General features: G+C 70.4%; 21 protein-coding genes and 2 pseudogenes. 7 read left to right on the top strand and 16 right to left on the bottom strand.

The features are described 5' to 3' along the window. Window positions 1-3: 3 nt before the first annotated feature. The 11 genes from ABZV31_RS09830 to ABZV31_RS09780 form a co-directional block, all read right to left on the bottom strand. Window positions 4-909: an SMP-30/gluconolactonase/LRE family protein gene (locus tag ABZV31_RS09830; RefSeq protein WP_355890551.1), complete on the bottom strand. Its 906-nt coding sequence runs from the start codon at window positions 907-909 to the stop codon at window positions 4-6. Continuing rightward, window positions 906-1,541 (bottom strand): bifunctional 4-hydroxy-2-oxoglutarate aldolase/2-dehydro-3-deoxy-phosphogluconate aldolase, encoded by a 636-nt coding sequence (locus ABZV31_RS09825; RefSeq protein WP_355890548.1) that lies wholly within the window; start codon window positions 1,539-1,541, stop codon window positions 906-908. The genes ABZV31_RS09830 and ABZV31_RS09825 overlap by 4 nt, the downstream gene beginning before the upstream one ends. A 26-nt stretch (window positions 1,542-1,567) precedes the next feature. Continuing rightward, window positions 1,568-2,365 (bottom strand): hypothetical protein, encoded by a 798-nt coding sequence (locus ABZV31_RS09820; protein ID WP_355890545.1) that lies wholly within the window; start codon window positions 2,363-2,365, stop codon window positions 1,568-1,570. Further along, the gene (dgoD, locus tag ABZV31_RS09815) at window positions 2,359-3,504 is read right to left on the bottom strand and encodes a galactonate dehydratase (protein WP_355890542.1); all 1,146 of its coding nucleotides are present in this window, start codon (window positions 3,502-3,504) and stop codon (window positions 2,359-2,361) included. Before dgoD ends, ABZV31_RS09820 begins: the two co-directional genes overlap by 7 nt. After that, window positions 3,501-4,262, bottom strand: a complete 762-nt coding sequence (locus ABZV31_RS09810; protein ID WP_355890539.1) for a FadR/GntR family transcriptional regulator — start codon at window positions 4,260-4,262, stop codon at window positions 3,501-3,503. Before ABZV31_RS09810 ends, dgoD begins: the two co-directional genes overlap by 4 nt. A gap of 49 nt (window positions 4,263-4,311) precedes the next feature. Then, on the bottom strand, window positions 4,312-5,070 hold the full coding sequence (locus ABZV31_RS09805; RefSeq protein WP_355890536.1) for a glucose 1-dehydrogenase: 759 nt from the start codon (window positions 5,068-5,070) through the stop codon (window positions 4,312-4,314). Between the two features lie 56 nt (window positions 5,071-5,126). Then, window positions 5,127-7,238, bottom strand: coding sequence for an alpha-galactosidase (locus tag ABZV31_RS09800; RefSeq protein WP_355890533.1), 2,112 nt, complete (start codon window positions 7,236-7,238; stop codon window positions 5,127-5,129). Continuing rightward, window positions 7,235-8,158 (bottom strand): carbohydrate ABC transporter permease, encoded by a 924-nt coding sequence (locus tag ABZV31_RS09795; protein WP_355890531.1) that lies wholly within the window; start codon window positions 8,156-8,158, stop codon window positions 7,235-7,237. Before ABZV31_RS09795 ends, ABZV31_RS09800 begins: the two co-directional genes overlap by 4 nt. Then, window positions 8,158-9,054, bottom strand: a complete 897-nt coding sequence (locus ABZV31_RS09790; RefSeq protein ID WP_355891201.1) for a sugar ABC transporter permease — start codon at window positions 9,052-9,054, stop codon at window positions 8,158-8,160. The genes ABZV31_RS09795 and ABZV31_RS09790 overlap by 1 nt, the downstream gene beginning before the upstream one ends. 2 nt (window positions 9,055-9,056) lie before the next feature. Beyond that, on the bottom strand, window positions 9,057-10,349 hold the full coding sequence (locus tag ABZV31_RS09785) for an ABC transporter substrate-binding protein (protein ID WP_355890528.1): 1,293 nt from the start codon (window positions 10,347-10,349) through the stop codon (window positions 9,057-9,059). Between the two features lie 218 nt (window positions 10,350-10,567). Continuing rightward, complete coding sequence (locus ABZV31_RS09780) at window positions 10,568-12,679, bottom strand: glycoside hydrolase family 27 protein (RefSeq protein WP_355890525.1); 2,112 nt, start codon at window positions 12,677-12,679, stop codon at window positions 10,568-10,570. A gap of 219 nt (window positions 12,680-12,898) precedes the next feature. Between ABZV31_RS09780 and ABZV31_RS09775 the strand changes: the two genes are divergently transcribed. The 6 genes and pseudogenes from ABZV31_RS09775 to ABZV31_RS09750 all read left to right on the top strand — a co-directional run. Beyond that, window positions 12,899-13,738, top strand: coding sequence for an HAD hydrolase family protein (locus ABZV31_RS09775; protein WP_355891198.1), 840 nt, complete (start codon window positions 12,899-12,901; stop codon window positions 13,736-13,738). Between the two features lie 5 nt (window positions 13,739-13,743). Beyond that, window positions 13,744-15,957, top strand: a complete 2,214-nt coding sequence (locus tag ABZV31_RS09770) for a protein kinase (protein ID WP_355890522.1) — start codon at window positions 13,744-13,746, stop codon at window positions 15,955-15,957. After that, on the top strand, window positions 15,954-18,068 hold the full coding sequence (locus ABZV31_RS09765; RefSeq protein WP_355890519.1) for a serine/threonine-protein kinase: 2,115 nt from the start codon (window positions 15,954-15,956) through the stop codon (window positions 18,066-18,068). The genes ABZV31_RS09770 and ABZV31_RS09765 overlap by 4 nt, the downstream gene beginning before the upstream one ends. 118 nt (window positions 18,069-18,186) lie before the next feature. Further along, window positions 18,187-18,501: pseudogene (locus ABZV31_RS09760) on the top strand (ATP-binding protein); the annotation flags it as partial. Between the two features lie 46 nt (window positions 18,502-18,547). Continuing rightward, window positions 18,548-19,096 carry a hypothetical protein gene (locus ABZV31_RS09755; RefSeq protein ID WP_355890516.1) on the top strand — a complete coding sequence of 183 codons (549 nt, stop codon included), beginning with the start codon at window positions 18,548-18,550 and terminating at the stop codon, window positions 19,094-19,096. Window positions 19,097-19,225: 129 nt separating this feature from the next. Next, window positions 19,226-19,471, top strand: a pseudogene (locus tag ABZV31_RS09750) (helix-turn-helix domain-containing protein); the annotation flags it as partial. Between the two features lie 1,063 nt (window positions 19,472-20,534). Here the strand turns inward: ABZV31_RS09750 and ABZV31_RS09745 are convergent. The 5 genes from ABZV31_RS09745 to rpsL all read right to left on the bottom strand — a co-directional run bounded on the left by ABZV31_RS09745 (window position 20,535) and on the right by rpsL (window position 25,477). Continuing rightward, entirely contained in the window at window positions 20,535-20,885 is a 351-nt protein-coding gene (locus ABZV31_RS09745; protein ID WP_355890513.1) for a hypothetical protein, read from the bottom strand. Window positions 20,886-21,112: 227 nt separating this feature from the next. Further along, window positions 21,113-22,306, bottom strand: a complete 1,194-nt coding sequence (gene tuf, locus ABZV31_RS09740; protein ID WP_355890510.1) for an elongation factor Tu — start codon at window positions 22,304-22,306, stop codon at window positions 21,113-21,115. Window positions 22,307-22,463: 157 nt separating this feature from the next. Beyond that, window positions 22,464-24,593 carry an elongation factor G gene (gene fusA, locus ABZV31_RS09735; RefSeq protein ID WP_355890507.1) on the bottom strand — a complete coding sequence of 710 codons (2,130 nt, stop codon included), beginning with the start codon at window positions 24,591-24,593 and terminating at the stop codon, window positions 22,464-22,466. A gap of 39 nt (window positions 24,594-24,632) precedes the next feature. After that, window positions 24,633-25,103 (bottom strand): 30S ribosomal protein S7, encoded by a 471-nt coding sequence (gene rpsG / locus ABZV31_RS09730; protein ID WP_355890504.1) that lies wholly within the window; start codon window positions 25,101-25,103, stop codon window positions 24,633-24,635. Window positions 25,104-25,105: 2 nt separating this feature from the next. Further along, window positions 25,106-25,477, bottom strand: a complete 372-nt coding sequence (rpsL, locus tag ABZV31_RS09725) for a 30S ribosomal protein S12 (protein WP_003948652.1) — start codon at window positions 25,475-25,477, stop codon at window positions 25,106-25,108. Window positions 25,478-25,939: 462 nt separating this feature from the next. Between rpsL and ABZV31_RS09720 the strand changes: the two genes are divergently transcribed. After that, the gene (locus tag ABZV31_RS09720; protein ID WP_355890501.1) at window positions 25,940-26,707 is read left to right on the top strand and encodes a Crp/Fnr family transcriptional regulator; all 768 of its coding nucleotides are present in this window, start codon (window positions 25,940-25,942) and stop codon (window positions 26,705-26,707) included. Window positions 26,708-26,742 lie beyond the last annotated feature (35 nt).

Raw genomic sequence — 26,742 nt, 5'->3', positions numbered from 1 at the left:
TTCCTAGGGTGTGTCGGCGCGGTCCGCCGGGGCCGGGGCGGAGGGGACCGCCGGACGGTACGGGGCGGCCGGGGCGCCGGGGACGTCCACCCGGACTGCGAAGACGGCGCCGTCGAGGGGTCCCGGGGCGGCCAGGCCGATGTGCGCGCTGGTGACGAGGAGCGTACGGCCATCGGGTCCGCCGAGGCAGAGTCCTGCGGGCTGCCCGGCGGGCAGGTCGACGATCCGGTCGAGGCTGCCGTCGGGGCGGTAGCGGTGGACCTGCCCGGTGCCCCAGACGGCGGTCCACAGGCAGCCCTCGATGTCGGTGGTCATGCCGTCGGGGCTGCCGGAGCCGAGGGTGACGAAGGGTTCGGGGGTGCCCGGGTCGCCGCTCACGGGGTCGACCGGGTAGCGGCGGATGACGCCCCGGGCGCTGTCGGCGAGGTACATGACGGCGCCGTCGGCGCTGAAGGCCGGGCCGTTGGGGATCGTGACGTCCCGCAGGACGCGGGTGACGCGGCCGTCGCGGTCCAGGCGGTAGAGGGAGCCCGCGTCCTCGGTGGCCTCGTACGCCACGCTGCCCGCCCAGAAGCGGCCGTGCGGGTCGGCGACACCGTCGTTCATCCGCATCGGCACGGGTGCGCCGTCCTCGGGGCGCGCGATCCAGTCGACGCGGCCCGCGGGGTCGATGCGGCAGATGCCGGGGCCCGCCGCCGCGATCCAGTGGCCGGGGCGCCCCTCCACCGGTGCCACGGCGCCCAGCGGGCAGGGCAGTCGGGTGATCGGGGCGAGCGGCGCGTCGGGCCCGTCGGGCACGGCGAGCAGCCGGCCGGTGAGGATGTCGGTCAGCACGGCGCGGCCGTCCGTCCAGCGGATGCCCTCGCCCAGTTCGAGGCGGTCGGTCCCCAGGACCGCGGGGGCGGTCACGGGCGGGCCTCCGCGCGGACGACGTCCAGGAAGGCGCGGGCGCGCTCGCGCAGGGCGGTGAGGTCGCCGCCCGCGGCGGCGTCGCCGATCAGGGGCGATCCGACGCCGACGGCCGTGGCTCCCTCGCGCAGGTAGTCGGCGGCCGCCGCCGCGTCCACTCCCCCGACGGGTACGAAGGGCAGGTCCGGGAAGGGTCCGCGCAGGTCCCGCAGATAGCCGGGGCCCCCGGCGCTGCCTGCCGGGAAGAGCTTGAGGGCGTCGGCGCCGAGCCGCCGTGCCTGGAGGACGTCGGTGGGCGTCATCACTCCGGCGAGCACGGGGAGTCCGAGTTCCCGCCCGGTGGCGATGCCGTCGCTGACCGCCGGGGTGACGAGGAAGGCGGCCCCGGCCTTCTGGGCGGCCCGGGCGTCGTCGGAGCTGAGCACGGTTCCGGCGCCGAGCGTCGCGTCGGGGCCGAGCGCGGCGCGGGCCCGCGTGATGACGTCGAGCGCGTCGCGCCCGGAGAGGGAGACCTCGATGAGGGTGACGCCTTCCTCGGCGAGGGTGAGCACGGTGGTCAGCGCGGCGTCCGGGTCGCTGCCGCGGACGATGGCGAGCAGCCGGTGGGCGCGCAGCGCGGCGAGCAGGTTCATCCGACATCCCTTCTGGTGTTGGGGGTTCAGGGGCGGCGGGTCGCGGTGACGGTGAGCCGCCAGGCGACCTCGCCGGTCGGCGGCACGACGGCGGTGTCGCCGTCGTCCGCCGCGGCGCGGTCGAAGACGCGGCCGAGCATCGGCTCGACGCCGATCGAGCGGTACGGCGCGCCCTGGGGGAAGCCACCGAGGTTGCGCCAGAGGGCGACCGCGATTGGTTGCCCATCGGCCTCGACGGACAGGTGCAGTGTGTCGGCGCCGTCGTGCACGGACACCCGGGAGGTGAGGACGACCGCTCCGACGGCGCTCCCGTCGTCCGGGCCGAGCCGGTCCAGCGGTACGCCGTCGACGGTGGGCCAGGCGCCGGCGACCCAGCGGTCGCCCTCGTCCGGGTAGAGCCGGGTCACCGCCGGTCCGACGACGCCGATCCGGGCGGCCAGGGAGAGGTCCAGCAGGGCGTGGGCCGCCCACACAAAGCGGTAGCCGGGCTCAGCGGCGAGCGTGTAGTCGGCGACGACCGCGTCCCCTCGCTCGCCGATACGCCGGGTCAGGCGGAAGTCGGGGCACTCCGCGACGTCCTCCTCCCCAGCCCTCCGCCAGGGCCGCGACCAGGTGTCCCCGTGGTCGGGCAGCCCGCGCACGGTGGGCACGCACTCCTCCAGTCCGCCGGCGTCGGCGAAGGGGTCACCGGGCCGGACCACGCGGCGGCGGGGCTCGTCGCGGTGCCACAGCCACTCGCGGCCGCCCGCGGTCAGCGACGTCCAGCGTCCGCCGTGGTCCGGGTCGGTGGCGACACGGACGGGCAGCCGCGTGACGCTCACCATTCGGCGAAGGAGCCGTCGACGTGCCGCCAGACGGGGCTGCGCCAGGCGTGGCCGGACCGGTCGGCGGCGCGAACCGCATCCTCATCGACGGCGATGCCGAGTCCGGGCAGTCCGGTGCGGTGCGCCTGGCCGTCGACGAAGCGGAAGGGCTCGGTGTCGACCAGGTAGGACAGCAGGTCGGCGTCCTTGTTGTAGTGGATGCCCCGGCTCTGCTCCTGGATCAGGAAGTTGGGCGTGGCGAAGGCGACTTGGAGGCAGGCGGCCAGCGCGATGGGACCGAGCGGGCAGTGCGGCGCCAGGTGGGCCCCGAAGGTCTCGGCGAGCGAGGCGATCCGGGTGACCTCCGATATCCCGCCGGCGTGCGACAGGTCTGGCTGGGCCACGGCGACGCCCGCGGTCAGCACCTGGAGGAAGTCGGCCCGCCCGTAGAGCCGTTCGCCGGTGGCCAGCGGCACGGTCGAGGCGGCGACCAGCCCGGGCAGCAGGTGTGCCTGCTCGGGCAGGACGGGTTCCTCGACGAACAGCGGGTGCAGCGGGGCTATCTCGTGGAGCACGCGCCGCGCGTTGGCGGCGCTGAGGCGGCCGTGGAAGTCGACGGCGACGTCGCGGTGCGGGCCCAGGGCCTCGCGGGCGGCCGCCACGCGCTCGACGACGGCAGCCGTCTCGGCGGGGCTGCCGATCGGCGGGGTGCGCCCGGCGGCGTTCATCTTGACGGCGGTGAAGCCGGCCTCCACCTGGGCGGTGACCTCCTCCTTGAGCCGCTCGGGTTCGTCGCCGCCGACCCAGGCGTATACCCGGACGGTGTCGCGGACCGGGCCGCCGAGCAGGGTGTGCACCGGCACCCCGAGGGCGCGGCCCGCGATGTCCCACAGGGCCTGGTCGATGCCGGCGACGGCGCTGGAGAGGACCGGGCCGCCCCGGTAGAAGCCGCCCTTGCTGAGCACCTGCCAGTGGTCCTGGATGCGCAGCGGGTCCTGGCCCATCAGGTACTCCGCCAGCACCTCGACGGCTGACCGGACCACCTCGGCCCGGCCCTCCACCACCGGCTCGCCCCAGCCGACGACGCCGTCGTCGGTCTCGATGCGGCAGAACAGCCAACGGGGCGGGACGAGGAAGGTCTCGACGCGCGCGATCTTCACTGTGACTGGCCGTCCTTCTCCTCGGCGGAGCCGTCCGCGCCCTCGGGCGCGGACGGGCCGCTGAGCTTGTCGAGGTCGCGCGTCGCCTGGTCGAGCAGGGCGCGCATGGCGTGTTCCGCGGCGTCCGGGTCCCGGTCGCACACGGCGTCGAGGACGGCTCGGTGGCTGGGGACCGGGTCCTCGCTGTGGGGGGCGCTGTGCACGAGCTGGTCGCGCTGGGCCAGGCCCGACTCGATGACCATTTCCATGCGTTCCAGCAGTTCGTTGTGGGTGGCCGCGAGCAGCGCCCGGTGGAAGGCGAGGTCGGCCTCGACGGCGTCGCTCGCGCAGCTCTCCTGGCCCATTGCGGTCAGTGCCGCCTCCAATGCCTCGAGGTCGGCGTCGGTGCGGCGGGCCGCGGCCAGCCGCACGGCGGCGGGTTCGATGATGCTGCGGACCTCGCCGAGGTTGCGCAGCAGCGCGGGGTCGGCGCCGGTGCCGTTGCTCTCGGAGAACTGCCAGCGCAGCACGTCGGCGTCGAGCAGGTTCCAGTCGGAGCGGGGCCGGACGAAGGTGCCGCGCTTCTGCCGGGCGTCGACCATGCCTTTGGCCGCGAGCACCTTGAGTGATTCGCGCAGGGCCGTCAGACTGACGTCCAGTTCGCTCTGCAGGGCCGCCATGTCGAGCGTCGCTCCCTCGGGGATCTCGCCGCTGAGCACCCGGCGGGCGAGGGTCTCCACGGTCTGGCCGTGCACTCCGCGGCGCGCGTATGGCGTCATGGGTTTGCCTTTCTTGCTGGTCGGTCGGTGGCTGCAGCGGTCGGTTCCGTCAGGCGGAAGCCTTGATGACGCTCCAGCCGCCGTCCACGAGCAGGCTCGATCCGGTGATGTAGGAGGCTTCGTTGGCGGCGAGGAAGGCGACGGCGGCGGCGACCTCCTCGGGGGTGCCGAAGCGGCGGGCCGCGGTCTCGGCGACGCTGAGCTCGCGGTCGGCCTGCGGGACCCGGTCCCAGGCGGCGGTCAGGATCGGTCCTGGCAGCACGGCGTTGACGCGGACGTCGGGGCCGTACTCGACGGCGAGCTGGCCGCACAGCGACAGCAGCGCTCCCTTGCTCGCCGCGTACGCCGGGTGGCCGGGGATCCCCCGGTGGGCGTGGACGGAGGAGATGAGCACCACGGCCCCCTGGTGCTCGCGCAGGTCGGGCAGTGTCGCCCTGACGCCCAGGAAGGTGCCGGTGAGGTTGACCGAGAGCTGCCGTTCCCAGGAGGCGAGGCTGGTCTCGTGGGCCGGTGCGACCGCCACCGTGTACGCGTTGCTGACCAGGACGCCCACGGGCCCGAGGCTGTGGGCGGCGGTGATCACCCGCTGCCAGTCGTCCTCGCTCGCGACGTCGGCGGCGACGAAGAGGGTCCGGGCCCCGTCCTTGCGCAGCCGCTCGGCGGTCTCCTCGCCGCGTTCGGCGGCGATGTCGACCAGGACGACGGCCGCGCCCTCCGCGGCGAGGCGTGCCGCGGTGGCCGCGCCGATGCCCGACGCGGCGCCGGTGACGACGGCGACGCGGTTGGTGAAGCGGGCGGCTGGGTTCATGAGGTGGGTCGTCTCCTGTTCGAGAGGGAGGTGGGGTGCAGATTCTTTCGCTGTCGTCACTGCCGGGCCAGGACGGTCAACTCCGCGTCGTGTCCGGCAGTCCAGGCGAACGGCAGCCCCGAGTGGAGCAGGTACGCGCCGCTGTAGCGGGTGCCGGTCGCGGTGTCGGTGTAGACGGCGTCCGGCCTCAGGCCGCGCAGCCGGAGCCGGGCGGCCCGGCCGGGCACCAGGGGCGCGCCGTCGAGCGGGCCGGTGTTCCAGGCCGTCACCACCAGGCGGGCACCGCCCGGTTCCTCGTACTGGATGCCGCAGGTCGGGTCGGCGGGGCTGCCGAGCAGGCTCACCTCGCCGTGATGGACGATGTCGCGGATCTCCTTGTACCGGGCGATCCACTCGGTGGCCTCGGCGCGCTGCTGCGGCGTCCAGTGGCGTATGTCGGCGCCGATGCCCAGGACTCCGGCGATGGAGTTGACGAACCGGAAGGCGAGGGAGCGGGGGCGCGGGTCGAAGACGCCGGGGGCGTCGGTGACCCAGGAGCTCATGGTGTGCGGGGCGTGCGCGTGGAGGTAGCCGTACTGGATGCGCAGCCGGTCCATGGGCGCGGTGTTGTCGCTGGGCCACACCACGTCGGTGCGGGCGAGGGTGGCGTGCTCGACGCGGGCGCCGCCGCCGGCGCAGCCCTCAACGGTGACGTGCGGGTGGGCGGTGCGCAGGTGGTCCAGGACGCGCAGGTAGCCGGCGACGTGGGCGGCGTCGAGGTCCTGGAGCTCGGGGTCGGGACCGGCCGGGTGGCCGGGGCGGCCGCGCTCGGTGGGCGGCCGGTTCATGTCCCACTTGAGGTAGCTGATGGCGTGGTCGCCGAGCAGCCGGTCGAGGGTGCCGATGACGAACTCCTGGACGTCCTCGCGGCCGAGGTCGAGCAGAAGCTGGTTGCGTACGAGCGTCGCGGGCCGGCCCTCGATCCGGTACACCCACTCGGGGTGCTCGGCGTAAAGCCTGGAGCGGGGGCTGATGCCCTCGGGCTCCACCCACAGACCGAAGTCCATGCCGAGGGCGCGGACGTCCTCGACGAACCGGTCGAACCCGCCGGGGAATTCGGCCGGGTCCGGGTCCCAGTCGCCGAGGCCGCCGGTGTCGTCGGGACGTCCGGTGAACCAGCCGTCGTCGACGACGAAGAGTTCGGCGCCCAGCTCCGCGGCCGTCTTGGCGAGCTCCAGCTGCCCGGCGGCGTCGACGTCGAAGCCGGTCGCCTCCCACGAGTTGTAGAGGACCTTGCGCGGCCGGTCGATGCGCTCGCCGGTGAGGTGCCGCTCGTAGCGGTGCCACACGCGGGCCAGCCCGTCGAGCCCGTCCGGGCTGAAGGCGCAGGCCAGCCGGGGCGTGACGAGGGTGGCGCCGGGGGCGAGGCGGACCGCGCCCTCGTGGGGCACGCGGCCGGCGCGCACCCGTACGGCGCCGCCGGGCTCGGCGTCGGCGGTGATCCGCCAGTTGCCGGACCACTCCAGGGCGATGCCGTACGTGGGGGTGGCGCCCTCGGCGGGGGCGGCGGCGTCCTGGACCGCGAGCCAGGGGTGGTACGCGTGCCCGGCCGAGCCCTGGGTGCTCTCCATCTCGAAGCGGCCGCGCTCCAGCTCCACGTGCTTCAGCTGGAACTCCTGCGACCACTGGCCGGCCAGGTACGTCAGCCTCGCGCCGCCCTGGACGGGCACATTGACGGCGGCGGAGTCGAAGCGCTCCAGGCGCACCTCGGTCTCGCCGGTGCAGGTCAGCTCCGTCCAGCGCAGGACGACGTCCGTGCCGGGCACCGTCTCGTAGCGGAGCGTCGTGCGCAGCCCGAGGACGTCGTCGGCGAACTCCAGGCGCAGCGCCCGGTCGCCGTCCTGCGTGGCGCCGGTGAACCGCCACCAGCTGCCGCGGTCGCCGCCGGGGCGGGAGGCGACCAGGTCGGCGCCGGTGAACGGCCGCATCCCGTACGGGATGTACTCGGCCGGGGCGGCGTCGGCGGGGATGATGAAGTGGGTGCGCCGCGACCAGTCCATGGGCGACGGCCCGTCCTCGGCGCCGTGCGGCCCCCAGGCGGCGAGCTCGGCCCAGCGGTCGTCGCCGCCGAGGGTGACGGCGTAGGTGGTGGTGTCGGTGCGCAGCAGCCACCGGTCGTGCGCGGTCACTTGACGGCTCCGAGGTTCAGTCCGGCCACGAAGTAGCGCTGGAAGCGGAGGAAGACGGCCACCGTCGGGGCGGCGGCGATCACCGAGCCGGCCGCGATGACGTTCCACATGGACACGTACTGGCCCTGCAGCCCGATGAGGGAGGCGGTGATAGGCATCTGGGTGTCGGTACGCAGCACCGTGATGGCCCACAGCAGGTCGTTGAAGATCCAGGTGAACGACAGGGCGGTCAGCGCGGCCAGCGCCGGGCGGGCCAGCGGCAGGATGACCCGCCAGTAGATCTGCCACGGGTTGGCGCCGTCGATGACGGCGGCCTGCTGGATCTCGCCGGGGATCGCCCGCATGAAGCCGTGCAGGACGAAGACGTAGAAGCCGACGCCGAAGCCGACCTGCACGCCGATCAGGGCGTACAACTGGTCGTAGATGCCGAGCACTTCGCTGAGCTTGGAGACCGGGATCAGCAGGATCTGCGGGGGCAGCAGGTTGCCGCCGAGCATGAGCAGCAGCAGGACGCGCCGGAACGGCAGGTCGTAGCGGCTGAGCGCGAAGGCCGCCATGGAGGCGAGGCCGAGCGAGAGCAGCACGGTGGGGATGGTGACCAGCATGCTGTTGATGAGGGCGCGCTGCTGGCCGCCGTCCACCCACGCCTGCCGGAAGCTGTCGAAGGTGAACGAGTGCGGCCAGCTGCCGACGCCGTGCGCGGCGATGTCGTCGAACGTCCGGGTGCTGGTGACCAGCACGAGGACGATCGGCAGCAGCCACAGCGCGGACAGCAGTCCCGCGGTGAGGTGGAAGCCGGTGGTGCGCAGGGCGCGGCCGCTCAGGACGGGGCGGCGGGGCGCCGCGACCTTGGCGGGGCCGGCCTGGCCCGCCGGGCCCTCGACGTCCTTGACGTGCGCGGTGGCGTGGGTGGAGGTCATCAGTCGGCCTCCCGGAAGGCGCGCACGAGGTAGCTCACGATGACGCCGAAGGCCAGCACGAAGATGACGACGGCGAGCGCGGAGCCGTATCCCAGGCGCAGGGACTGGAACGCGGTGGAGTACATGTAGGTGCTCAGCAATTCGGAGGAGTGGTACGGGCCGCCGCGGGTGAGCGCCCACACCACATCGAACGAGCGCAGCGAGTCGATGACGATCACCGACAGGACGACCGCGTTGACGCTGCGCAGCTGCGGCAGGGTGATGTGCCGGAACTGCTGCAGGCGGGTGGCGCCGTCGACCTTTGACGCCTCGTACAGCGCGGGGTCGATGCCCTTGAGGCCGGCCAGGTACAGCACCATCACGTAGCCGACCTGGCGCCACAGCGCGGGCACGATGACCGCGTAGAAGGCGGTGTCCTGGTCGGCGAGCCAGGCGTGCTTCCAGCCGCCGAGGCCGATGGCCTTCAGCACGTTGTTGATCAGGCCGTCCGGCTGGTACATGGCCTGCCACACCAGCGCGGTCGCGACCAGTGAGAAGACCACCGGCAGGAAGAGCGCCGACCGGTAGAACCCGATGCCGCGCCGCTCCTGCTGGAGCAGCAGCGCGGCACCGAGCCCGAGGGCGGCGGAGAGCCCGCCGAAGAGCAGCAGCCACAGCACCGTGTTGATCGCGGCGGTGCGGAAGACCGCGTCGTGCAGCATCTCGCTGAAGTTGCCGAGGCCGACGAACTTCGGGGCCGCCAGGCCGTCCCAGGAGGTCAGGGAGAGGTAGAACCCCTGGAGGGCCGGCCAGAAGACCCAGAACGCCTCGGCGAGCAGCGGGACGAAAACGAAGGCCAGGACGACCGGGGGCACCCGCGTGGCCCTGGACCGTCGTGTGGAGCCGATCACCGCCACTGTCACTGGCTCCAGATCTTCTGTGCGCTGCGCTGCCACGTGGTGAGGATGGGGCCGATCTCCTTGGGCTTGGCCAGGTAGTGCACCAGCGCCGTGTCGGCGGTCGGCTGGAGCGCGTCGCTGGAGTCCCGGTTGAAGAACTGCGTGACGTCGGTGGCGCTCTCGATGAGCTTGCGGCCCTTGAGGACCAGCGGGGTGCCGGCGTCCTTGGCGTCCGGGTGCGTGGGCAGCGTGGTGCCGGACGAGCTCTTGAGGTACAGCTCCTGCGCCTCGGCGGTGGCCAGGTAGCGCAGCAGCTCCTTGACGCCGTCGGCGCGCTTGCTGCGGGCGCTGGCGAAGTAGCCGTCGGTGGGCGCCTCCTCGGCGACCGGCACCTTCGGGTCGATGATGGGGAACTGGAAGAAGTCCAGGTCGCCCAGGGCGTCCTTCGGCGCGGCGTCGGCGAAGAAGGTGCCGATGAGCATCATGCCGGTGCGGCCCTGGAGGAGGGCGGTGGTGGCGTCCTGGAAGGGAATCGCCGTGCCGTTGGGGTCGAAGAACGGACGGGCCTCGTCCCACTTGTCGAAGACCTTGCGGACCTCGGGGTCGTCGAAGCGGTGCTTGCCCGCGAGGAGTTCGCGGTGGTACGTGGCGCCGTTGACGCGGATGTTGAGGTAGTCGAACCAGGCGGAGGCGACCCACGGGGTGTCGCCGCCGGCGCCGAGGCCGATCGGGGCGACGCCCTTGCTCTTGAGCTTGTCGCACAGGTCGAGGAACTCGTCCCAGTTCTTCGGCTCCTGGACGCCCCACTTGGCGAAGTTGGACTTCCGATAGAACATGCCCCACCAGTAGTAGCTGGTGGGCACGAAGACCTTCTTGCCGCTGGAGGCCGAGGTGCACAGCTTCTTCAGGGCGTCGGAGTAGCCGGAGAGCTCGGGCTTGTCCCAGATGTCGTCGAGGCCGAGGAGCAGGTCCTTCTTGGCGTAGGCCTCGGCGACGGAGCCGGGGTACCAGGTGTAGGCGTCCGGCGGGTTGGCCGAGGTGAGGTAGGTCGGCAGCTGGGTGCGGAAGGTCTCCGCCGCGACGGTGTTGAGCTGCGCCTTGGTGTCCCCGCGCTTGTCGAAGGCGGCGACGATCGCCTGCATCGCGGTCTTGGCCTGCGGCGAGGAGAGGTTGGACTGCAGGGTCACCGGGCCGCCGGACTTTCCTCCGGAGGCGGACGGGCTCTGGGTGACGCAGCTGCTGAGCAGCGTGCCGGCGCCGACTGCGCCTGCTCCTACGAGGAATCTGCGGCGGGTGGCGTTGAAGGCGGTCATCTGTGCACTCCTAAGTGCCCACGGAACGGAGCTGAGGCCCCCTGACGGCCCGGCTCTGGGTGCGGCAGGCACAGCCTGTCGCAGGGGTCCGTTCACCGTCAAGATTAATTACTAATTTATTTTTCGGGGCCGAGTGGTGCGATGTGACGCAGGTGAGACGAGGTGGAGCAGGGTGGGGCGAGGTCAGACGGGGTGCGGCGGGGCGAGCCCTGCGGGGTTCAGAGCGCGGCCTGATGGACGCGGCCGTCCACCCCGCGGAAGGCGACGAGCACGCCGCCGTCGGGCCCGGCGACGCCGCCGAGAGCGCCGTCGAAGGCCCCGCTGACGAAGTCGGTGTCCTTGGACCAGCCGGCCCAGCCGCCGTCGGCGGTCCAGCTGCGCTGCCAGAGCGTGTAGTCACCGGCGCGCGTGTACAGGTGCACGGTGCCGCCGGAGGCCACCAGGGTCGGGCTGCCGCTGATCGTGCCGCCGAGGGCCGTCCAGTCCGACCAGGTGCCGGAGGTGTCGCGGGTCCGCGACCACACCGAGTCGTCGGGGGTGCGCACGGCCACGTGCAGCCGGCCCGCGTCGTCGGCGACGGCCGACGGGCGCCCGTAGAACGGCCGGTCCTGCGGGGCGCCCAGCGAGGTCCAGCCGGAGGCCGGGCCGCGGGACCACAGCTTGCCGTCGGCGCCGCGGCCGAAGAGCGTCCAGTCGTCCGGGCCCGCGAAGGCCGCGGTCGGGGCGTCCGTCAGCGTGCCGCCCAGGCTCTGCCAGCGGCCCCAGTGCCCGTTCGCGTAGACGCGCCGGTAGGCGGTGTCGTCGGTGCCGCGGACGAAGACGTCGATCCTGCCGCCGGCCGAGGCGTACGCGGCGGGCTGGCCGAGGAAGCTGCCGTGCGTCGGGCCGCCCAGCTCGGTGGTCCTGGCCTTGGACCAGTCACCGTCGCGCGCGGTCTGCGCCCGCAGGGCCCCGTCCGTGCCGCGGGTGAAGACGGTCAGGCTGTCGCCGTCGCGCACCAGCGCCGGGCTCGCCGAGGAACGGCCGGGCAGCTGCGTGCCCGGGGAGTCGTCGGTGCCGGTCAGCTTGAGGAAGGCGGTGCCGTGCGCCGGGACGCGCACCGTGTACGAACCGCTGAAGGTGCCGCGCGAGGTGCGGTCCCGCAGGTCGCGCACGGCGACCTTGCCCGTCAGGCCGGCGTCGGCGAAGGTCACCGTGCGGTCCTGCGCCTGGTCGGAGCGGTTGAGCAGGACGACCGCCCGCTTGCCCGCGCCCCCCAACACCTTGCTGTAGACGTCGCCCACGGAGTCGGTCGCCACGCGGGCGCCCTGGATGCCCAGCGCGTCCTGGTTCACGGCGATGATCTCGGGGTTGCGCAGGGTGTCGATCATCGACTGCGGCAGGGTGCGCGGGTCACTGCCGAGGACCAGCGGCGAGGCCATCTCGGCCCACATCACGAACTGCGTGGTGGACTCCTCCTCCGTCAGCTCGTAGCCGCCCTCGGCGAGCTTGCGCATCGGGATGAGGTAGTCCGGGTCGTTCCAGTGCCCGGGGCCCTGGGCCTCGGGGTGCCAGGCGTTGGCGTCCATGCTGCGCAGGATGTTCGGCCACTCCCCCGCCGTCGGGGTGCCCCAGGCGAGGTCGGTGCCGGTGCGCCAGGAGTCGGCGGTCGTCGGGCCGTAGACGAAGGTGTTGTGCGCGTCCTGCTCGGGGGTGTGCGGCATGCCCCAGTCGTCGGTGAGCGGGTTGCACAGGTTGAGCAGCATCTTCCGCCCGGACTTGGCGACGGCGTCGCTGAACTCCTTGAAGGCGGGGCCCGGATCGAGCCCTGCGCCGATGCCGCAGAGGAAGTCCACCTTGATGGCGTCGACCTTCCACCCGGCGAACTGGCGTGCGTCCTCCTCGTAGTGGCCGCGGCTGCCCAGCCCGCACCACTTGCCGCCGTCGTACTCGCCCGCGTCGGTGTAGATCCCGGCCTTGAGGCCGCGCTGGTGAAGGTACGTCACCAGCGCGGGAATGCCTGAGGGGAAGCGCGTGGGGTTGGCCACGAGCCGGCCCGTCTCCGGGTCGCGCGGCTGGTCCGCCTGCCAACCGCCGTCCAGCCAGACGATGTTGTAGCCGCTCTCGCGCAGCCCGCTGCTGACGAGGTAGTCGGCGACCTTCCTGACCTGGTCCTCCGTCGGGGCGCCGAGCCCGTAGTAGGTGTTCCATCCCATGTACGGCGTGGGGGCGAGGCCGCTGTCGTAGTACTGCGGCGCGCCCTGGTCGTCCGCGGCGTGTGCCGCCGGAACTGCCGACCCGACCAGCACCACGGCACCGAGCGCCGCCGCGGTCCGCCGCGGTCGCGCCATCCCTGCACGATGCGAAGCCACTGAATTCTCCCGAGAGTTGGGGGTACGGGGCACCCCGCTCCGGTCGTACCGGGCGCCGGTGCCACGGCCGAAACAGTGCCCAGGCCCCTCAAGCCTGTCAATATTAATTGCTAATTAACTTAAAAACGGGATCTCGCAGTGATGCAGACACCGCCCCCGGGACGGTTTCCGTAGGATGCGGCGACGCCCCGCCCCCGGCTGGTCGCCACCGATCTCGACGGCACGCTCCTGCGCGACGACGGCACCCTGTCCGCCCGTACGCCGGCCGCCCAGCGCACCGCCGCGGAACCCGACGCAGTGGTCGTCCTTGTCACCGCACGCCCGCCCCACTACGTCGACGCGCTCGCCGCCGCCACCGGGCTCGCCGGAACCGCGGTGTGCGGCAACAGCGCGCCGGTGTACGACATCCGCGGCCGCATGGCCACAGCCCATGCGCAGGGTGTGAGCCATGCCGGCCTGTCTTCTGCCGCCGTACTGCTCGGCACGAACGGGCCGCAGCTGTCCTGCTTCGGAGCGGTGCGTGCCGCGGCTCCGGACGGCGAACAGCGCACCGGCCTAGCAGGGTTGGACCCGAGCTGCCTTGCCCCTGAGCAAGCACAGGGCGGTCGTCCGCGCCCACTCGGTGACGTATTTGCCCTGGGCGCGGTGCTGTCGTATGCGAGTACCGGGTACACCATTCCTGAGCAAAACGAACTCCCGGCTTCCCTGCGCGGCCCGATCACAGCCTGTCTGTCCCGCGATCCCCTCAAGCGTCCCTCAGCATCCGAGCTGGCGGCCGAGTTGACCCCGCCGCTCAGAGATCCGGCAGGGCTGTCGGCCGAGGCGTCCGAGAAGTGGCATCCGGCCACACCGGCTCTCACGGTCCTCGACGCGTCGGCCACCCCGACACCCACAGTCCTCGACGGCTCGGCCACACCCTCCGGACCTGGCACCCGACTTCCGCTGCCCCTCCCCGCTGGGATCGTCACCGCCGTCGCCCGCCAGTCGGCGCAGGTCCTCGCCGCACAGCTCCCCCAGCGACTCACGGCGGTGAGCTGAGCTCAGTGTTCTTCCCGCTCACGCATGACGACCCCGAGCAGCTCGGCACCTACCGTCTGGTTGCTCGCCTCGGCAGCGGCGGCATGGGCACCGTCTACCTGGGCCAGTCGCCCAGTGGCCGCATCGCCGCGCTGAAGACGATGCACGCCCGCACAGCAGCCGACCCCGCCTTCCGTGCCCGCTTCCGCCTGGAGACCGACGCCTCACGCGTCATCGGCGGTCACCACGGCGCCCGGGTCTTCGATGCGGATCCGATTGCCGAAATACCCTGGCTGGCCACGGAATACGTCATCGGCCCGCCCCTTGACGAAGCCGTCCAGTCGGGCGGCCCGCTCCCGGAGACCGCGGTACGCGCCCTCGGCGCCTCGCTCTGCGCGGCGCTTGCCCAGCTGCATGGGTCGGACGTCGTCCACCGCGACCTCAAACCCTCCAACATCATGATCACGGCCGATGGGCCCAAGGTCATCGACTTCGGTATCGCACGAGCGATCGGCGACGAGCGTCTGACGCGGACGGGGACGGAAGCGGGCACGCCCGCGTTCATGTCACCCGAGCAGGCGATGGGCCAGGACCACTCTCCGGCCGGTGACGTGTTCGCCCTGGCGGGGGTTCTGGTCTACGCGGTCGCGGGGAGGGGACCATTCGGCGCCGGGCAGGCTGCGGACCTGCTGTGGGTGCGCTACGCCGAGCCCGACCTCACCGGGGTTCCGGCAAGCCTCGTCCCCGTTCTCCGCCGGTGCTTCGAGAAAGTTCCGGAGAGACGCCCCACAACAGCCCAGTTGGGGTCTGAGCTCGCCTGCGCAGACGGCGGTTTCTCCGCGCACCTGCCCGAGCCGGTGCTGGCGGAGATCGCTCGGCGCGCCACCGCCGTCTGGCAGGTCGAGCCCTGTCGTCTCCCACCTCCCGCGGGCTCCGTGCTCTCCGAAACCGTCCCCGACAGCGCCCGGCCGGGCATGTCCCGCCGTACGTTGCTGACCGTTGCCGGAGGGTCGGCATCCAGTATCGCCGCCTCCGGAGCCGGCGCCTGGGCCTGGCTCGGCCGCCGGGGCGGTGCTGCGGAGCCGACCGGCTCCACCGGCTCGCAGCAGCCGAAGTGGGACTTGATCTGGCAAGTGACGGCCTCATACGAGGACCCCCGTGTCCCACCGGCACCACTCCTGCTGGATCAGTTGATCGTCGTAGGTGCGTACGGCCTGCAGGGGTTGAACCCGAAGACGGGGAAGGCACGGTGGCCCGAGTACCCCGAGGTCTACTTCGCGCACCTGACGGCCACCAACAGCAGGCAGATCTACACGATCAACCACAGCTCCGAAGAAAAGGACCCACTGACCGTTTCCAGGGTCGACCTGACCACCGGAGCAGTCGGGGATCCCTTCATCGAACTCAAGGACTTCAGGGTTGCCCTCTACGGGACCCAACTGCTGTACGCGACGGATGACACGCTCTATGCGGTCGGGGGTCGAGGACCTCATCCGGCTTCCTCGGTGGAAACCGATCACTTCTTCAAGGAACAGTCCTGGTCTCTGCTCGGCCTTGACATCCATTCGGGCAGCAAGCTCTGGGAAGTTCCGCTGCCCCCGCGGCCGGACGGATCCACACGCATGCACTTTCTGTCCGCCCGGGTGTCGGGGGACCATTTAGTCCTCGTGCAGCAGTCAGCGAAAGGCGAGACGCAGCTGGTCGTCCTCAACAGGCATACCGGAGCGGTCCTTTGGCAGCGGAAGTTCGACAGCGGGCAGCCGGATGCGAGCCGGGCTCATTTGGCCGTGGACGACACACACGTCTATCCATCAGCGGGCCGGCTCCTCGCCCTCGCCCTGAGTGACGGCACGGTCTCCTGGCGCTACGACCAAAGTCCGGCCGGAGCCGCGTACAGCCCGCCGACCGTCAAAGACGGACTGGTGTACGCGGTGGAGGAGGGCGGTGGCGTCGTGGCGTCGACGCCGGAAGCGGCGAGCTGCGGTGGGCCGAGAACAAGCGCGGCGCCACATCGGCGGATCTCGACACACCACCTGTCGTCGGCTTCAAGTACGTGTACAGCCAGTCGTCGTCCGGTCTCGTCGCCACCGACATCCGAAGGGGCGCCTCTACCCGCCTCGTCAAGGCCGCCAAGGCCCAGTACTTCGCTCATGAGCCCTCCCGCCGGCTCATCGCCCTGGGCGAGAGCTACGTCGCCGGCTACCCCCTCCTCTGAGTTCACGGAAGCAGCGCAGGCATGAAACCACTGGAAACCGGAGATCCGATCCGCCTGGGGCCCTACCAACTACTCGGAGTGCTCGGCGAGGGTGGGATGGGCAAGGTCTACGCGGGGCAGGACGCCGACGGACGAGTTGCCGCCGTCAAGGTTCTGCATCCCCACCTCCTGCACGACCAGCACCTCGTCCAGCGGTTCGTCCGGGAGGCCCGGATGGCACAGGCGGTCACCAGCGGGGGCGTGGCCCGCGTCCTGGACTCCCGTACCGACGAAGCCCGTCCGTGGATCGCGACCGAGTTCCTGAGCGGTCCCACCCTTGAGGAGGCCGTCAGCACCCACGGTCCGCTCGACGAGGGCGCTGTACGAGCCCTCGCTGTGGCGTTGGCCAGGGCGTTGCACGACATCCATGCCGCCGGCTTGGTACACCGCGACCTGAAACCGGCCAACGTGGTGCTCACCTCGGCCGGTCCGCGCATCATCGACTTCGGTATTGCCCGCCCCGAACACGGCCTCACTTTCACGACCACCGGGGAGGTCCCGGTCACCCCCGGCTACGGCGCCCCCGAACAGGTCCTCGGCCAACGCGTCGGCTCGGCCGCCGACGTCTTCTCCCTCTGTGCCCTCCTGGTGTACGCCGCAAGCGGGCAGCGAGCCTACGAGCGCTCACACATCGCCGCCGTCCAGTACGCGGTCGTCCACGGCGAGCCTCGCATCGACCACGTGCCGCCCGGCCTGCATCACCTGATCGGCCCCTGCCTTGCCAAGGACCCCGCACCGGCCCACTCCGAGCCTGATGGCCGAGGCTTTCACCGCGCCGCGCGATTTTACCGGGCGTGGCGGCAAGGCCCCATCGCCCACGACGTCAAGGCACGTGAACGCCGTCTACACGAGCTGAGCACAGTACCGGGCACCAGCGCCCTCGGCACTCTCCCCCGACGCCGCCTGCTGAGGGCCCTCGCGGTCGGCGGATCCGTGACGGCCATGGGCGGCGGAACGGCGGCCTGGTGGTTCTGGAAGAGCGGGCGGGATCCCTTCGCCGTCCCGCCTGCTGTCAAGACACCCGCGGCTCGGCTGCTGTCCGCGGAGAGGGGAAACTACGTACTGGGGGAAACGCCCGAACCGCTCTGGAGCCGCACGTCCGTTCTCGGCGACGACTCACCCGCCCCGCTGCCAGTACGCGACGTCCTGATCGTCGGAAACCCCAAGGGCGGCGTCACGGCACACAGTGTCGTCGACGGAAAGCCGCGGTGGTCCGCGCCCGAGGCCGTGGCCGAACGGCGGTACCTCTCACTGTCCGACCGGCTCATAGCCACCGTCAGCGGCAAGGGCACCCTCCTGACCTTCGTCGCATCCACCGGCGAACCGAAGTGGAAGGCTCCCGCAGACGTCTCCTACGTCCTCGCGGCGGACACCGAGGCGGTGTACGCCGTCACCAACGACGGCAGGCTGCGCAGCGTGGGCCGCTCCGACGCGAAGATCCGCTGGACCGCGAAGGCCAATGCGGATCTCGGCCTGACGGGAGCGGCACGAGGGCTCGTAGCCCGGGGCATTCTGGTGGTCACCACGGCCACAGGGGACGTTCTCGGCATCGACACGCGCGACGGCCGCACGGCATGGGCACTGCGCGACCAGGCCGACGACAGGCCGAAGGCCGCCGTATCGGGCCGGTCTCTTTTCGTGAGCGGCAGATACTTCACGGCCCGTGACATCAGCAACGGGCAGAAGTTGTGGAGCCCGGACCTCAGACGACGAGACGGCGCGAAGGTCTTCTGGGGTCCTTCCGTCGTTCACGGGCCGTACGTCTACGCGGCCGCGCTCGGAGCACCGCTCCGCTTCGACATCAGCAACGGGAAAGAAAGCGGCTGGGCGTACGATCTCCTCCTCACATGCGACCCGTTCAGCCCGCTGGTGATCCAGGGCAACGGCTTCTGGTCAGTCGCCGTCAACGAAACGGAAGGCGGAGTCAACGCTCTCAACCTGGCCGAAGCCCCCGATTCGGACCCCAACTCCACCCAAAGCAACACCTCCTGGACCTTCCGCATCATCAAGAACCCGAAGAACTATTGGATGACGGCCGACGGCAACCGAGTCTTCGTCATGGACGGCGGGTCGCTCACGGCCCTACCCGTCTTCTGAGCTCGCGGACGCATAGGACACGAAGTCGGGGCCCACGCGGAGGCAGGCACGGTGAGGCAAGCACCGGTGGGGTACTTGGAGTCGCGGGTCGCCGTGCCGTCACCGAACGAGTCAGGCCGTGGCCGAGCTGGCAGCCAACGCGGTGACGCATGGACGCGTGACGGGCCGGGACTTCCGGCTCACGCTGTACGTCGTCGGCGAGACGCTCCGCATCGAGGTGACGGACGCGCGGGGTGAGCGGCTGCCGTGTCTACGCGGAGTGCGGGGTTCCGTGTCCGACGGCGAGTCGGGGCGGGGGCTCGTCCTCGTGGCGGCTCTGGCCGAGCGATGGGGTGTGTCGGCGGGACCGTGCCTGCGCAAGACGGCATGGGCCGAGCTCACCACTCGCCCCATGCCGCCGCCCCGCCCCGAGGCTCGGACCGAAGGTCACTGAGGTCGGCACGGTCCGTAGGATCATGGCAACAACGAGGATGAAAACGGTGAATCAAGCCTCCTGGGTGACAGCCGCCCTGCGCCTCCTGGAAGACGTGTACGCGTTCGCGGCGACCGGCCCGAGGGCGCACCCCGACTGGCAGCGCGACGTGCTGGCCGTGATGAACCGAGCCGTCGACGACCCGCGGGGCTGGCGCACACTCGATTGGGACAAGGAGAACGACGAGCAGCGGGCGGCAAGCGGCCCGTCCTTCCCCTTCTTCTCCCTGTCCCGCGAAGCGCTGACCGAGCGCCTGTTCCCCGTCCCGGCCGAAACAGCTGCTCGCCTGCTGGTGGTAATGACGCACGACTGGGGGCCGGTCGACCCCGAGGAGGACGTGACGCATGCGCTCACCGACGCCCGGACCCTGCTCGACCGGTACGGGGAGGACATCTCCTGCTACAGCAACATCACCAAAGCGCGCGTCTCCCCGTCGCCGGACCTCGCGGCAGGCGTCACCGACTGGAGACCCCTCACCCAGTACGACGGCGACTACGGGATCGTCGTCGTCTCGCCCGAAGAGGTCGGTGTCTTCTGGTCGTTCAACCCTGTCTGACTGGCCCGAGCACTGTGCGTACCGAGAGCTCCAGGGACCGCTCGCCCGCGATCTCGACGTGTCCGACTACGCCCTCGCCACCGCCGAACTGGGCATGGAGGTCGACCCAGCGGCGCCGTACTCGTCCACAAACGTGGGGCGAGTCCCGAGGCCGTACGCCGCACCCTGACGGCCGACCTTCCCACGGAACCCCTCCGCCGCCCCGCCGCCCTGCTCGCCCACCGTCTCACCGCGTGCCTGCCACCGCCAGTCCCACCGGCTCCACCGTGTCCGGACCCGTTCCAGACCTGCGACGGCTGCGAGCGCGCCTTCCGTTCCACTGCGCCAGGCCTCTGCCGCGACTGCAGGGCCCGGACCCCACTAATGGTCGCCTGATCAGCAGCTTGACACTCCACGAGAGGCCCGAAGCGCCGTGGCCCTTCTCCATGAGGGTGACCAGCGACTGGTAGCCCACCGCCTTGTCGAGGCGGGCGCCCTGGGCTTCGGTGGCGTACCGTCCCACGCCCGCGTGCTGCATGTCGGCGCGCCAGTGCCTGTACCACTCCGCCCTCGTGTCCTTCGTCGCCGTGGCGAGGGTGTCGGCCAGGCCCGTTTCAATCGTCGAGTAGGCGTTCGCACCGGCCCCACCCCGGACGTGGATGAGGTCGTTCAGTTCGTTCGTCAGCCGGATCGTGCCGGCTGCGCCCAGGTCGTCCAGCAGGGTGCGGGAGAACGCCTCGTCGTCGCTGTTGTCGCGGAAGGTTCGCTCCAGTTCGGCGAGCTCGCTGCTCGACAGGTGTCCACCCCTGCCGAGCTTCTCCAGGGTCCCCTCGGCCGCCTCGGCCTCGTACTTCTCGATGTCTCCCAGCGTCCTGCCGTTGAAGCCCCTGCCTCCGGCCAGCATGTCCGAGTCGACCACCACCGCCGCCAGCGCGATCTGGACGCCGGTGTCCGCGTCCGTCACGTCCCGGACCGCCTTGTCGATACGGGCCTGCCAAACCGACGACTCGTCGTGGTGCCGCGGATCGTGCTCCGATCCCTTCGTCCGCTCTGGGGCCAGGCTCACCACCCCGCGCTCCGACACCCTCATCCCCGCCTCGGCGGCCTCCCGGCGCGCGGCCTTCAGCCTCCCTTGTAGCTCGGCGAACTGCGTGTGCGCGTCCCGCAGCAGCGATGCGATCGCCTTCGCCTCCGTCTGTGCGTACTGGAACTCCTTGAGCGTGATCGTGAAGCGGGCGTTCGCCGCGTCGGCGCTCAGGCCCGTCCACGACCGGCCCATGGAGATGCCATAGACGTCGCGCCGGTAGGCCTTCTCCTGTTTCTCGAACTCGCCCGCCATGCCGTCCCAGCGGTCGGCGACGGTGGTGAGCGCGGAGAGGTCGGTGCTCATGATCTCGTGGTATGTCGGCATCCCGTTTGCCCGTTCCCGTCCCCTGTCACCCGTCCCCTGTCCGCCGCGTCAGTACCGGTCCAGCGCCGACGCCTGCCGCAGCGCCGACCCGGTCGCGAGGTCCGTGCTGGTCAGCACCGCGTTGCCGGCTCGCAGCGCGCCCTTCTCCGAGGCCAGGCGATCCATCAGGTTCTTCACCTGGTCGGCCCAGGTGCAGTGGGCCTTCTTCAGCGCCGCCGAGGTCAGCCAGCCGTCCCCGTCCTTCGCGCCGAAGGCCCGGACCGCGGCCCCCGTCTCCTCGTCCGCCCAGTCGCCCGCCCTGCGTGTGCCGGGCTCGATGTGCTCCTCGATGGCCTTCGCCGCGGCCCGCTTCTCGACGGGCGAGGAGACCAGGTCCTTGGAACCGGAACTGCCGCCCATCGTCCGCCCCTCACCGCGCTCGATACGCCGACACCGTCCAAGCACTTCAACCGACGGATGCGGGGCTTCGTCACGGTGCGCTTCACTGCTCGATGTTGACGCCGGCGATCTCTGCAGGCCGCCGGGAACCGCTCCGCGACAACGCGAAGAGGCCCGCACGACCGAAGTCGTACGGGCCTCTTCAGGTCAGAGACCTCTGGGTCAGTGGACCCTCAAGCAAGCGAAACTTACTTCAGGATCTTGGTGACCTGGCCGGCGCCCACGGTGCGGCCACCCTCGCGGATGGCGAACTTCAGGCCCTCCTCCATGGCGACGGGCTGGATGAGCTCCACCTTCATCTCGGTGTTGTCACCCGGCATGACCATCTCGGTGCCCTCGGGGAGGGTCACGACGCCGGTCACGTCCGTCGTACGGAAGTAGAACTGCGGGCGGTAGTTGTTGAAGAACGGGGTGTGGCGGCCACCCTCGTCCTTCGACAGGATGTAGGCCTGGGCCTCGAACTCGGTGTGCGGGGTGACCGAGCCCGGCTTGATGATGACCTGGCCGCGCTCGACGTCCTCGCGCTTGATGCCGCGGAGGAGCAGACCGACGTTCTCACCGGCCTGGCCCTCGTCGAGCAGCTTGCGGAACATCTCGATGCCGGTGACCGTGGTCTTGGTCTTCTCCGTCTTGATGCCGATGATCTCGACTTCCTCGTTCACCTTGAGGACACCGCGCTCGATACGGCCGGTGACGACCGTACCGCGACCGGTGATGGTGAAGACGTCCTCGATCGGCATCAGGAACGGCTTGTCGACGTCGCGCTCCGGCTCCGGAATGGCGGTGTCGACGGCGTTCATCAGGTCCAGGACGGACTGCGTCCACTCCTTGTCGCCCTCGAGCGCCTTCAGAGCGGAGACCTTCACGACCGGGACGTCGTCGCCCGGGAACTCGTACTCGGTGAGGAGCTCACGGACCTCGAGCTCGACGAGCTCCAGGATCTCCTCGTCGTCCACCATGTCGGCCTTGTTCAGGGCGACAACGATGTACGGCACGCCGACCTGGCGGGCCAGGAGCACGTGCTCCTTGGTCTGCGGCATCGGGCCGTCGGTGGCGGCGACCACCAGGATCGCGCCGTCCATCTGGGCGGCACCGGTGATCATGTTCTTGATGTAGTCCGCGTGACCCGGGCAGTCGACGTGGGCGTAGTGACGTGCCTCGGTCTGGTACTCGACGTGCGCGATGGAGATGGTGATACCGCGCTGGCGCTCCTCGGGAGCCTTGTCGATGTTGTCGAACGGGGTGGCCTCGTTCAGGTCCGGGTACGCGTCGTGCAGCACCTTGGTAATGGCGGCCGTGAGGGTCGTCTTACCGTGGTCGATGTGACCGATGGTGCCGATGTTGACGTGCGGCTTAGTCCGCTCGAACTTCGCCTTCGCCACTGGGGTCCTCCTGTGGAGTGGTTCTGTACGCCTTACTTCATCGGCGCCAGGTGATCTTTGCTGGATGGCCCGGATCCCCGGGGCATTCCGTCCACGTTTGCGACGGAATGCCCCACGAGGCTCCGGAGTCAAGCCTAAAGGCTGGAACTCGGGTGAGTTACTCGCCCTTGGCCTTCGCGATGATCTCCTCGGCGACGTTCCGCGGAACCTCGGCGTAGGAGTCGAACTGCATCGAGTAGCTTGCGCGACCCGACGTCTTGCTGCGGAGGTCTCCGACGTAGCCGAACATCTCCGAGAGGGGCACGAGGCCCCTGACGACGCGGGCACCGGCCCGCTCCTCCATGGCCTCGATCTGGCCACGGCGGGAGTTGATGTCGCCGATGACTTCACCCATGTAGTCCTCGGGCGTGGTGACCTCGACGGCCATCATCGGCTCAAGGAGAACAGGGCTGGCCTTGCGCGCGGCCTCCTTGAAGGCCTGCGAACCGGCGATCTTGAAGGCGAGCTCGGAGGAGTCGACCTCGTGGTAGGCACCGTCGAGCAGCGTCACGCGCACACCGGTCATCTCGTAACCGGCGAGGATGCCGAACTGCATGGCCTCCTGGCAGCCGGCGTCGACCGAGGGGATGTACTCCTTCGGGATACGACCACCGGTGACCTGGTTGACGAACTCGTACGAGGCGTCGCCGCCCTCGATGGGCTCGATCGAGATGATGACCCGGGCGAACTGACCGGTACCACCGGTCTGCTTCTTGTGGGTGTACTCGACCTTCTCGACGGCCTTGCGGATCGTCTCGCGGTACGCGACCTGCGGCTTGCCGACGTTGGCCTCGACCTTGAACTCACGGCGCATACGGTCGACCAGCACCTCGAGGTGCAGCTCGCCCATGCCGCCGATGATGGTCTGGCCGGTCTCCTCGTCGGAGTGCACCTGGAAGGAGGGGTCCTCCTCCGCGAGGCGCTGGATCGCGACGCCCAGCTTCTCCTGGTCGCCCTTCGACTTCGGCTCGATGGCGACCTGGATGACCGGCGCCGGGAAGTCCATGGACTCCAGGATCACCGGGGCCTTCTCGTCGCACAGCGTCTCACCGGTCGTGGTCTGCTTCAGACCCATGACCGCGACGATGTCGCCGGCGCCCACCGACTCGATCTCCTCACGCTTGTTTGCGTGCATGCGGTAGATCTTGCCGATGCGCTCCTTCTTGCCCTTGACGGAGTTCAGCACGGAGGTGCCGGACTCCAGGCGGCCCGAGTAGACCCGGACGAAGGTGAGCTTGCCGAGGTGCGGGTCGCTCATGATCTTGAACGCCAGCGCGGCGAGCGGCTCCTCGTCGGACGGCTTGCGCTTGACGACCGTCTCCGGGTCCTTGACGTCGTGGCCCTCGATGGCCTCGATGTCAACGGGGGAGGGCAAGTAGCGCACGACCGCGTCGAGCAGCGGCTGGACACCCTTGTTCTTGAAGGCGGTACCGCAGAACACCGGGGTGACCGTGGTGCCCGCCGTGCCCTTGCCGGAGGCGATGGTGATGCGGCGGATCGCCGCGTACAGCTGCTCCTCGGTGGGCTCCTGGCCCTCGAGGTACAGCTCCATCATCTCCTCGTCGTTCTCGGCGACGGCCTCGAGCAGCTTGCCGCGCCACTCCTCGGCGGCCTCGATGTGCGTGGCCGGGATGTCGACGGTGTCGTACATCTCGCCCTTGGTCGCCTCCGGGGACCAGACCAGGGCCTTCATGCGGACCAGGTCCACGACGCCCTTGAAGTCGGCCTCGGCACCGATCGGCAGCTGCATGACCAGCGGCTGCGCGCCCAGGCGGTCGGAGATCATGTCGACGCAGCGGTGGAACTCGGCACCGGTGCGGTCGAGCTTGTTGACGAAGCAGATGCGCGGAACGCCGTAGCGGTCCGCCTGACGCCACACCGTCTCGGACTGGGGCTCGACGCCGGCAACGCCGTCGAACACCGTCACGGCACCGTCGAGCACGCGCAGGGAGCGCTCCACCTCGACGGTGAAGTCGACGTGACCCGGCGTGTCGATGATGTTGATGGTGTGGTCGACGTTGTCCAGCGACCAGTGACAGGTGGTGGCAGCCGAGGTGATCGTGATGCCACGCTCCTGCTCCTGCTCCATCCAGTCCATGGTGGCGGCGCCGTCGTGGACTTCACCGATCTTGTACGAAACACCGGTGTAGAACAGGATCCGCTCGGTGGTGGTCGTCTTGCCCGCGTCGATGTGGGCCATGATCCCGATGTTTCGGACCCTGGCCAGGTCAAGCGAAGTGGTAGCCATAAGGCTTTCGTCTTCTCTCGGTTCTCGTCGGGGTAGCGACTACCAGCGGTAGTGCGCGAAGGCCTTGTTGGACTCGGCCATCTTGTGCGTGTCCTCGCGCTTCTTCACAGCGGCGCCGAGGCCGTTGCTGGCGTCGAGGAGCTCGTTGAGCAGACGCTCGGTCATGGTCTTCTCGCGACGGGCGCGGGCGTACCCGACCAGCCAGCGCAGCGCCAGGGTGTTGGCGCGGCCGGGCTTGACCTCGACCGGCACCTGGTAGGTGGCGCCACCGACACGGCGGGACTTGACCTCGAGGGTCGGCTTGATGTTCTCGAGAGCGCGCTTGAGGGTGATGACCGGGTCGTTGCCGGTCTTCTCGCGCAGGCCCTCCATGGCGCCGTAAACGATGCGCTCGGCGGTGGAGCGCTTGCCGTTCAGCAGCACCTTGTTGATCAGGGAGGTCACCAGAGGAGAGCCGTAGACCGGGTCGATGATGACCGGGCGCTTCGGGGCGGGGCCCTTACGAGGCATTCTTACTTCTCCTTCTTGGCGCCGTAACGGCTGCGAGCCTGCTTGCGGTTCTTGACACCCTGGGTGTCGAGCGAGCCGCGGATGATCTTGTAGCGAACACCCGGCAGGTCCTTCACACGGCCGCCGCGCACGAGCACGATGGAGTGCTCCTGCAGGTTGTGTCCCTCACCCGGAATGTAAGCCGTGACCTCGATGCCGCTGGTCAGACGCACACGCGCGACCTTGCGGAGGGCCGAGTTCGGCTTCTTCGGGGTGGTCGTGAACACACGCGTGCAGACGCCACGGCGCTGAGGCGAACCCTCGAGTGCAGGCGTCTTGTTCTTCTCGACCTTGTCCTGCCGGCCCTTGCGGACCAGCTGCTGGATCGTAGGCACTACTTCTCCGGTTTCTGTGTGCCGATGGGTACAGCTAACCTGGAACGTCGCCGACCCACGCGGTCGGGTGTGTCGAATCCCGCAGACTCCCGCCGCTAGGCAGAAAGAGGCGCAGATTACGGTGGCCGATGACGGCTCCCGGTGCGGTCTGAAGGCACGCACGAGAGCCAGGGCACACCCCAGGCACAAGGTCTGAGCGTACCTACCTCACGGACTTCGGTCAAAACAAATGGAGTCCACCCCGACACGCCGGACTTGTCACCTCCCCGCCTGCGATTCATCCGACTTGTCCCCCGGCCTGGCCCTTCCCCTTCGCGGGCCGCCGACCGGCAGGTCGGAGCAGGTCGGAAAAGCGTGTCCAGAGGGCCTCTCCCGCCAATGGCCAAATCGCGCTCTTCCACACTCCGTGATTTTGCGCTTTCAGTACGTTGATCCGTCCACTGCCGAATTCGGGGGATGGGCATGACAACAAGGACGTCAACGTACCCGCCGGACGACGGAGGCCTGGACGACCGGGTGCCGTTCCTGGCCCGCCTGGAGAGCGAGGACCGCTCTGCGCTGCTCGCCCTGGGCCGCACCCTGGACTTCACACCCCGCACGGTCCTGCTCCGCCAGCACGAACCGTCCTCACACGTGCTCTTCCTCGTGCACGGCTGGACCAAGGTCACCGCCTCCGCCGCCAACGGCTACGAGGCACTGCTCGCGCTGCGCGGCCCCGGCGACATCGTCGGCGAGTCCGCTGCACTGACCGGACGCCCGCGATCGGCGACGGTGACCGCGCTGGAGCCGGTGCGGGCGGTGGCGGTGGAACGCGAACGCTTCAAGGACCTCCTGGACCACTCCCCCGCCGTCTCCTTCGCCCTCCTCGGCCTCACCGCGGACCGCACCCGCGCCGCCGACCGGCGCCGGCTGGAGTTCGCGTCGATGAGCGTGCGGGAGCGATTCGCCGTACTGCTCCTGGACCTGGCCCGCACCCACGGCCACCGCACCCCGGAGGGCATAAAGCTCGCCGTACCCCTCAGCAAGCAGGAGCTGGCGGGGTCGGTCGGGGCGTCCCGGGAGATGGTGCAGCGCCTGCTGAAGGAACTGCGGGACAAGGACGCCGTCGCCACGGGCCGCCGCACGATGCTGATCATGCGGCCGGACATCCTGCGCCGGATCGCAGGGTCGGGGCCGGGGACGGGGACGGCGGGAGGGATTCCGTCGTCCTCGAGACCGGCGGAGCAGTGACGGCGACCTGTGCGGCGCTGGTCGGCGATATCCAG

The sequence above is a fragment of the Streptomyces sp. NPDC005202 genome, assembly GCF_040608235.1.
Classification (GTDB): Bacteria; Actinomycetota; Actinomycetes; order Streptomycetales; family Streptomycetaceae; genus Streptomyces.
Note: the sequence above shows the minus strand (reverse complement) of the source record. Positions and strands in the feature narration are given on the sequence as shown.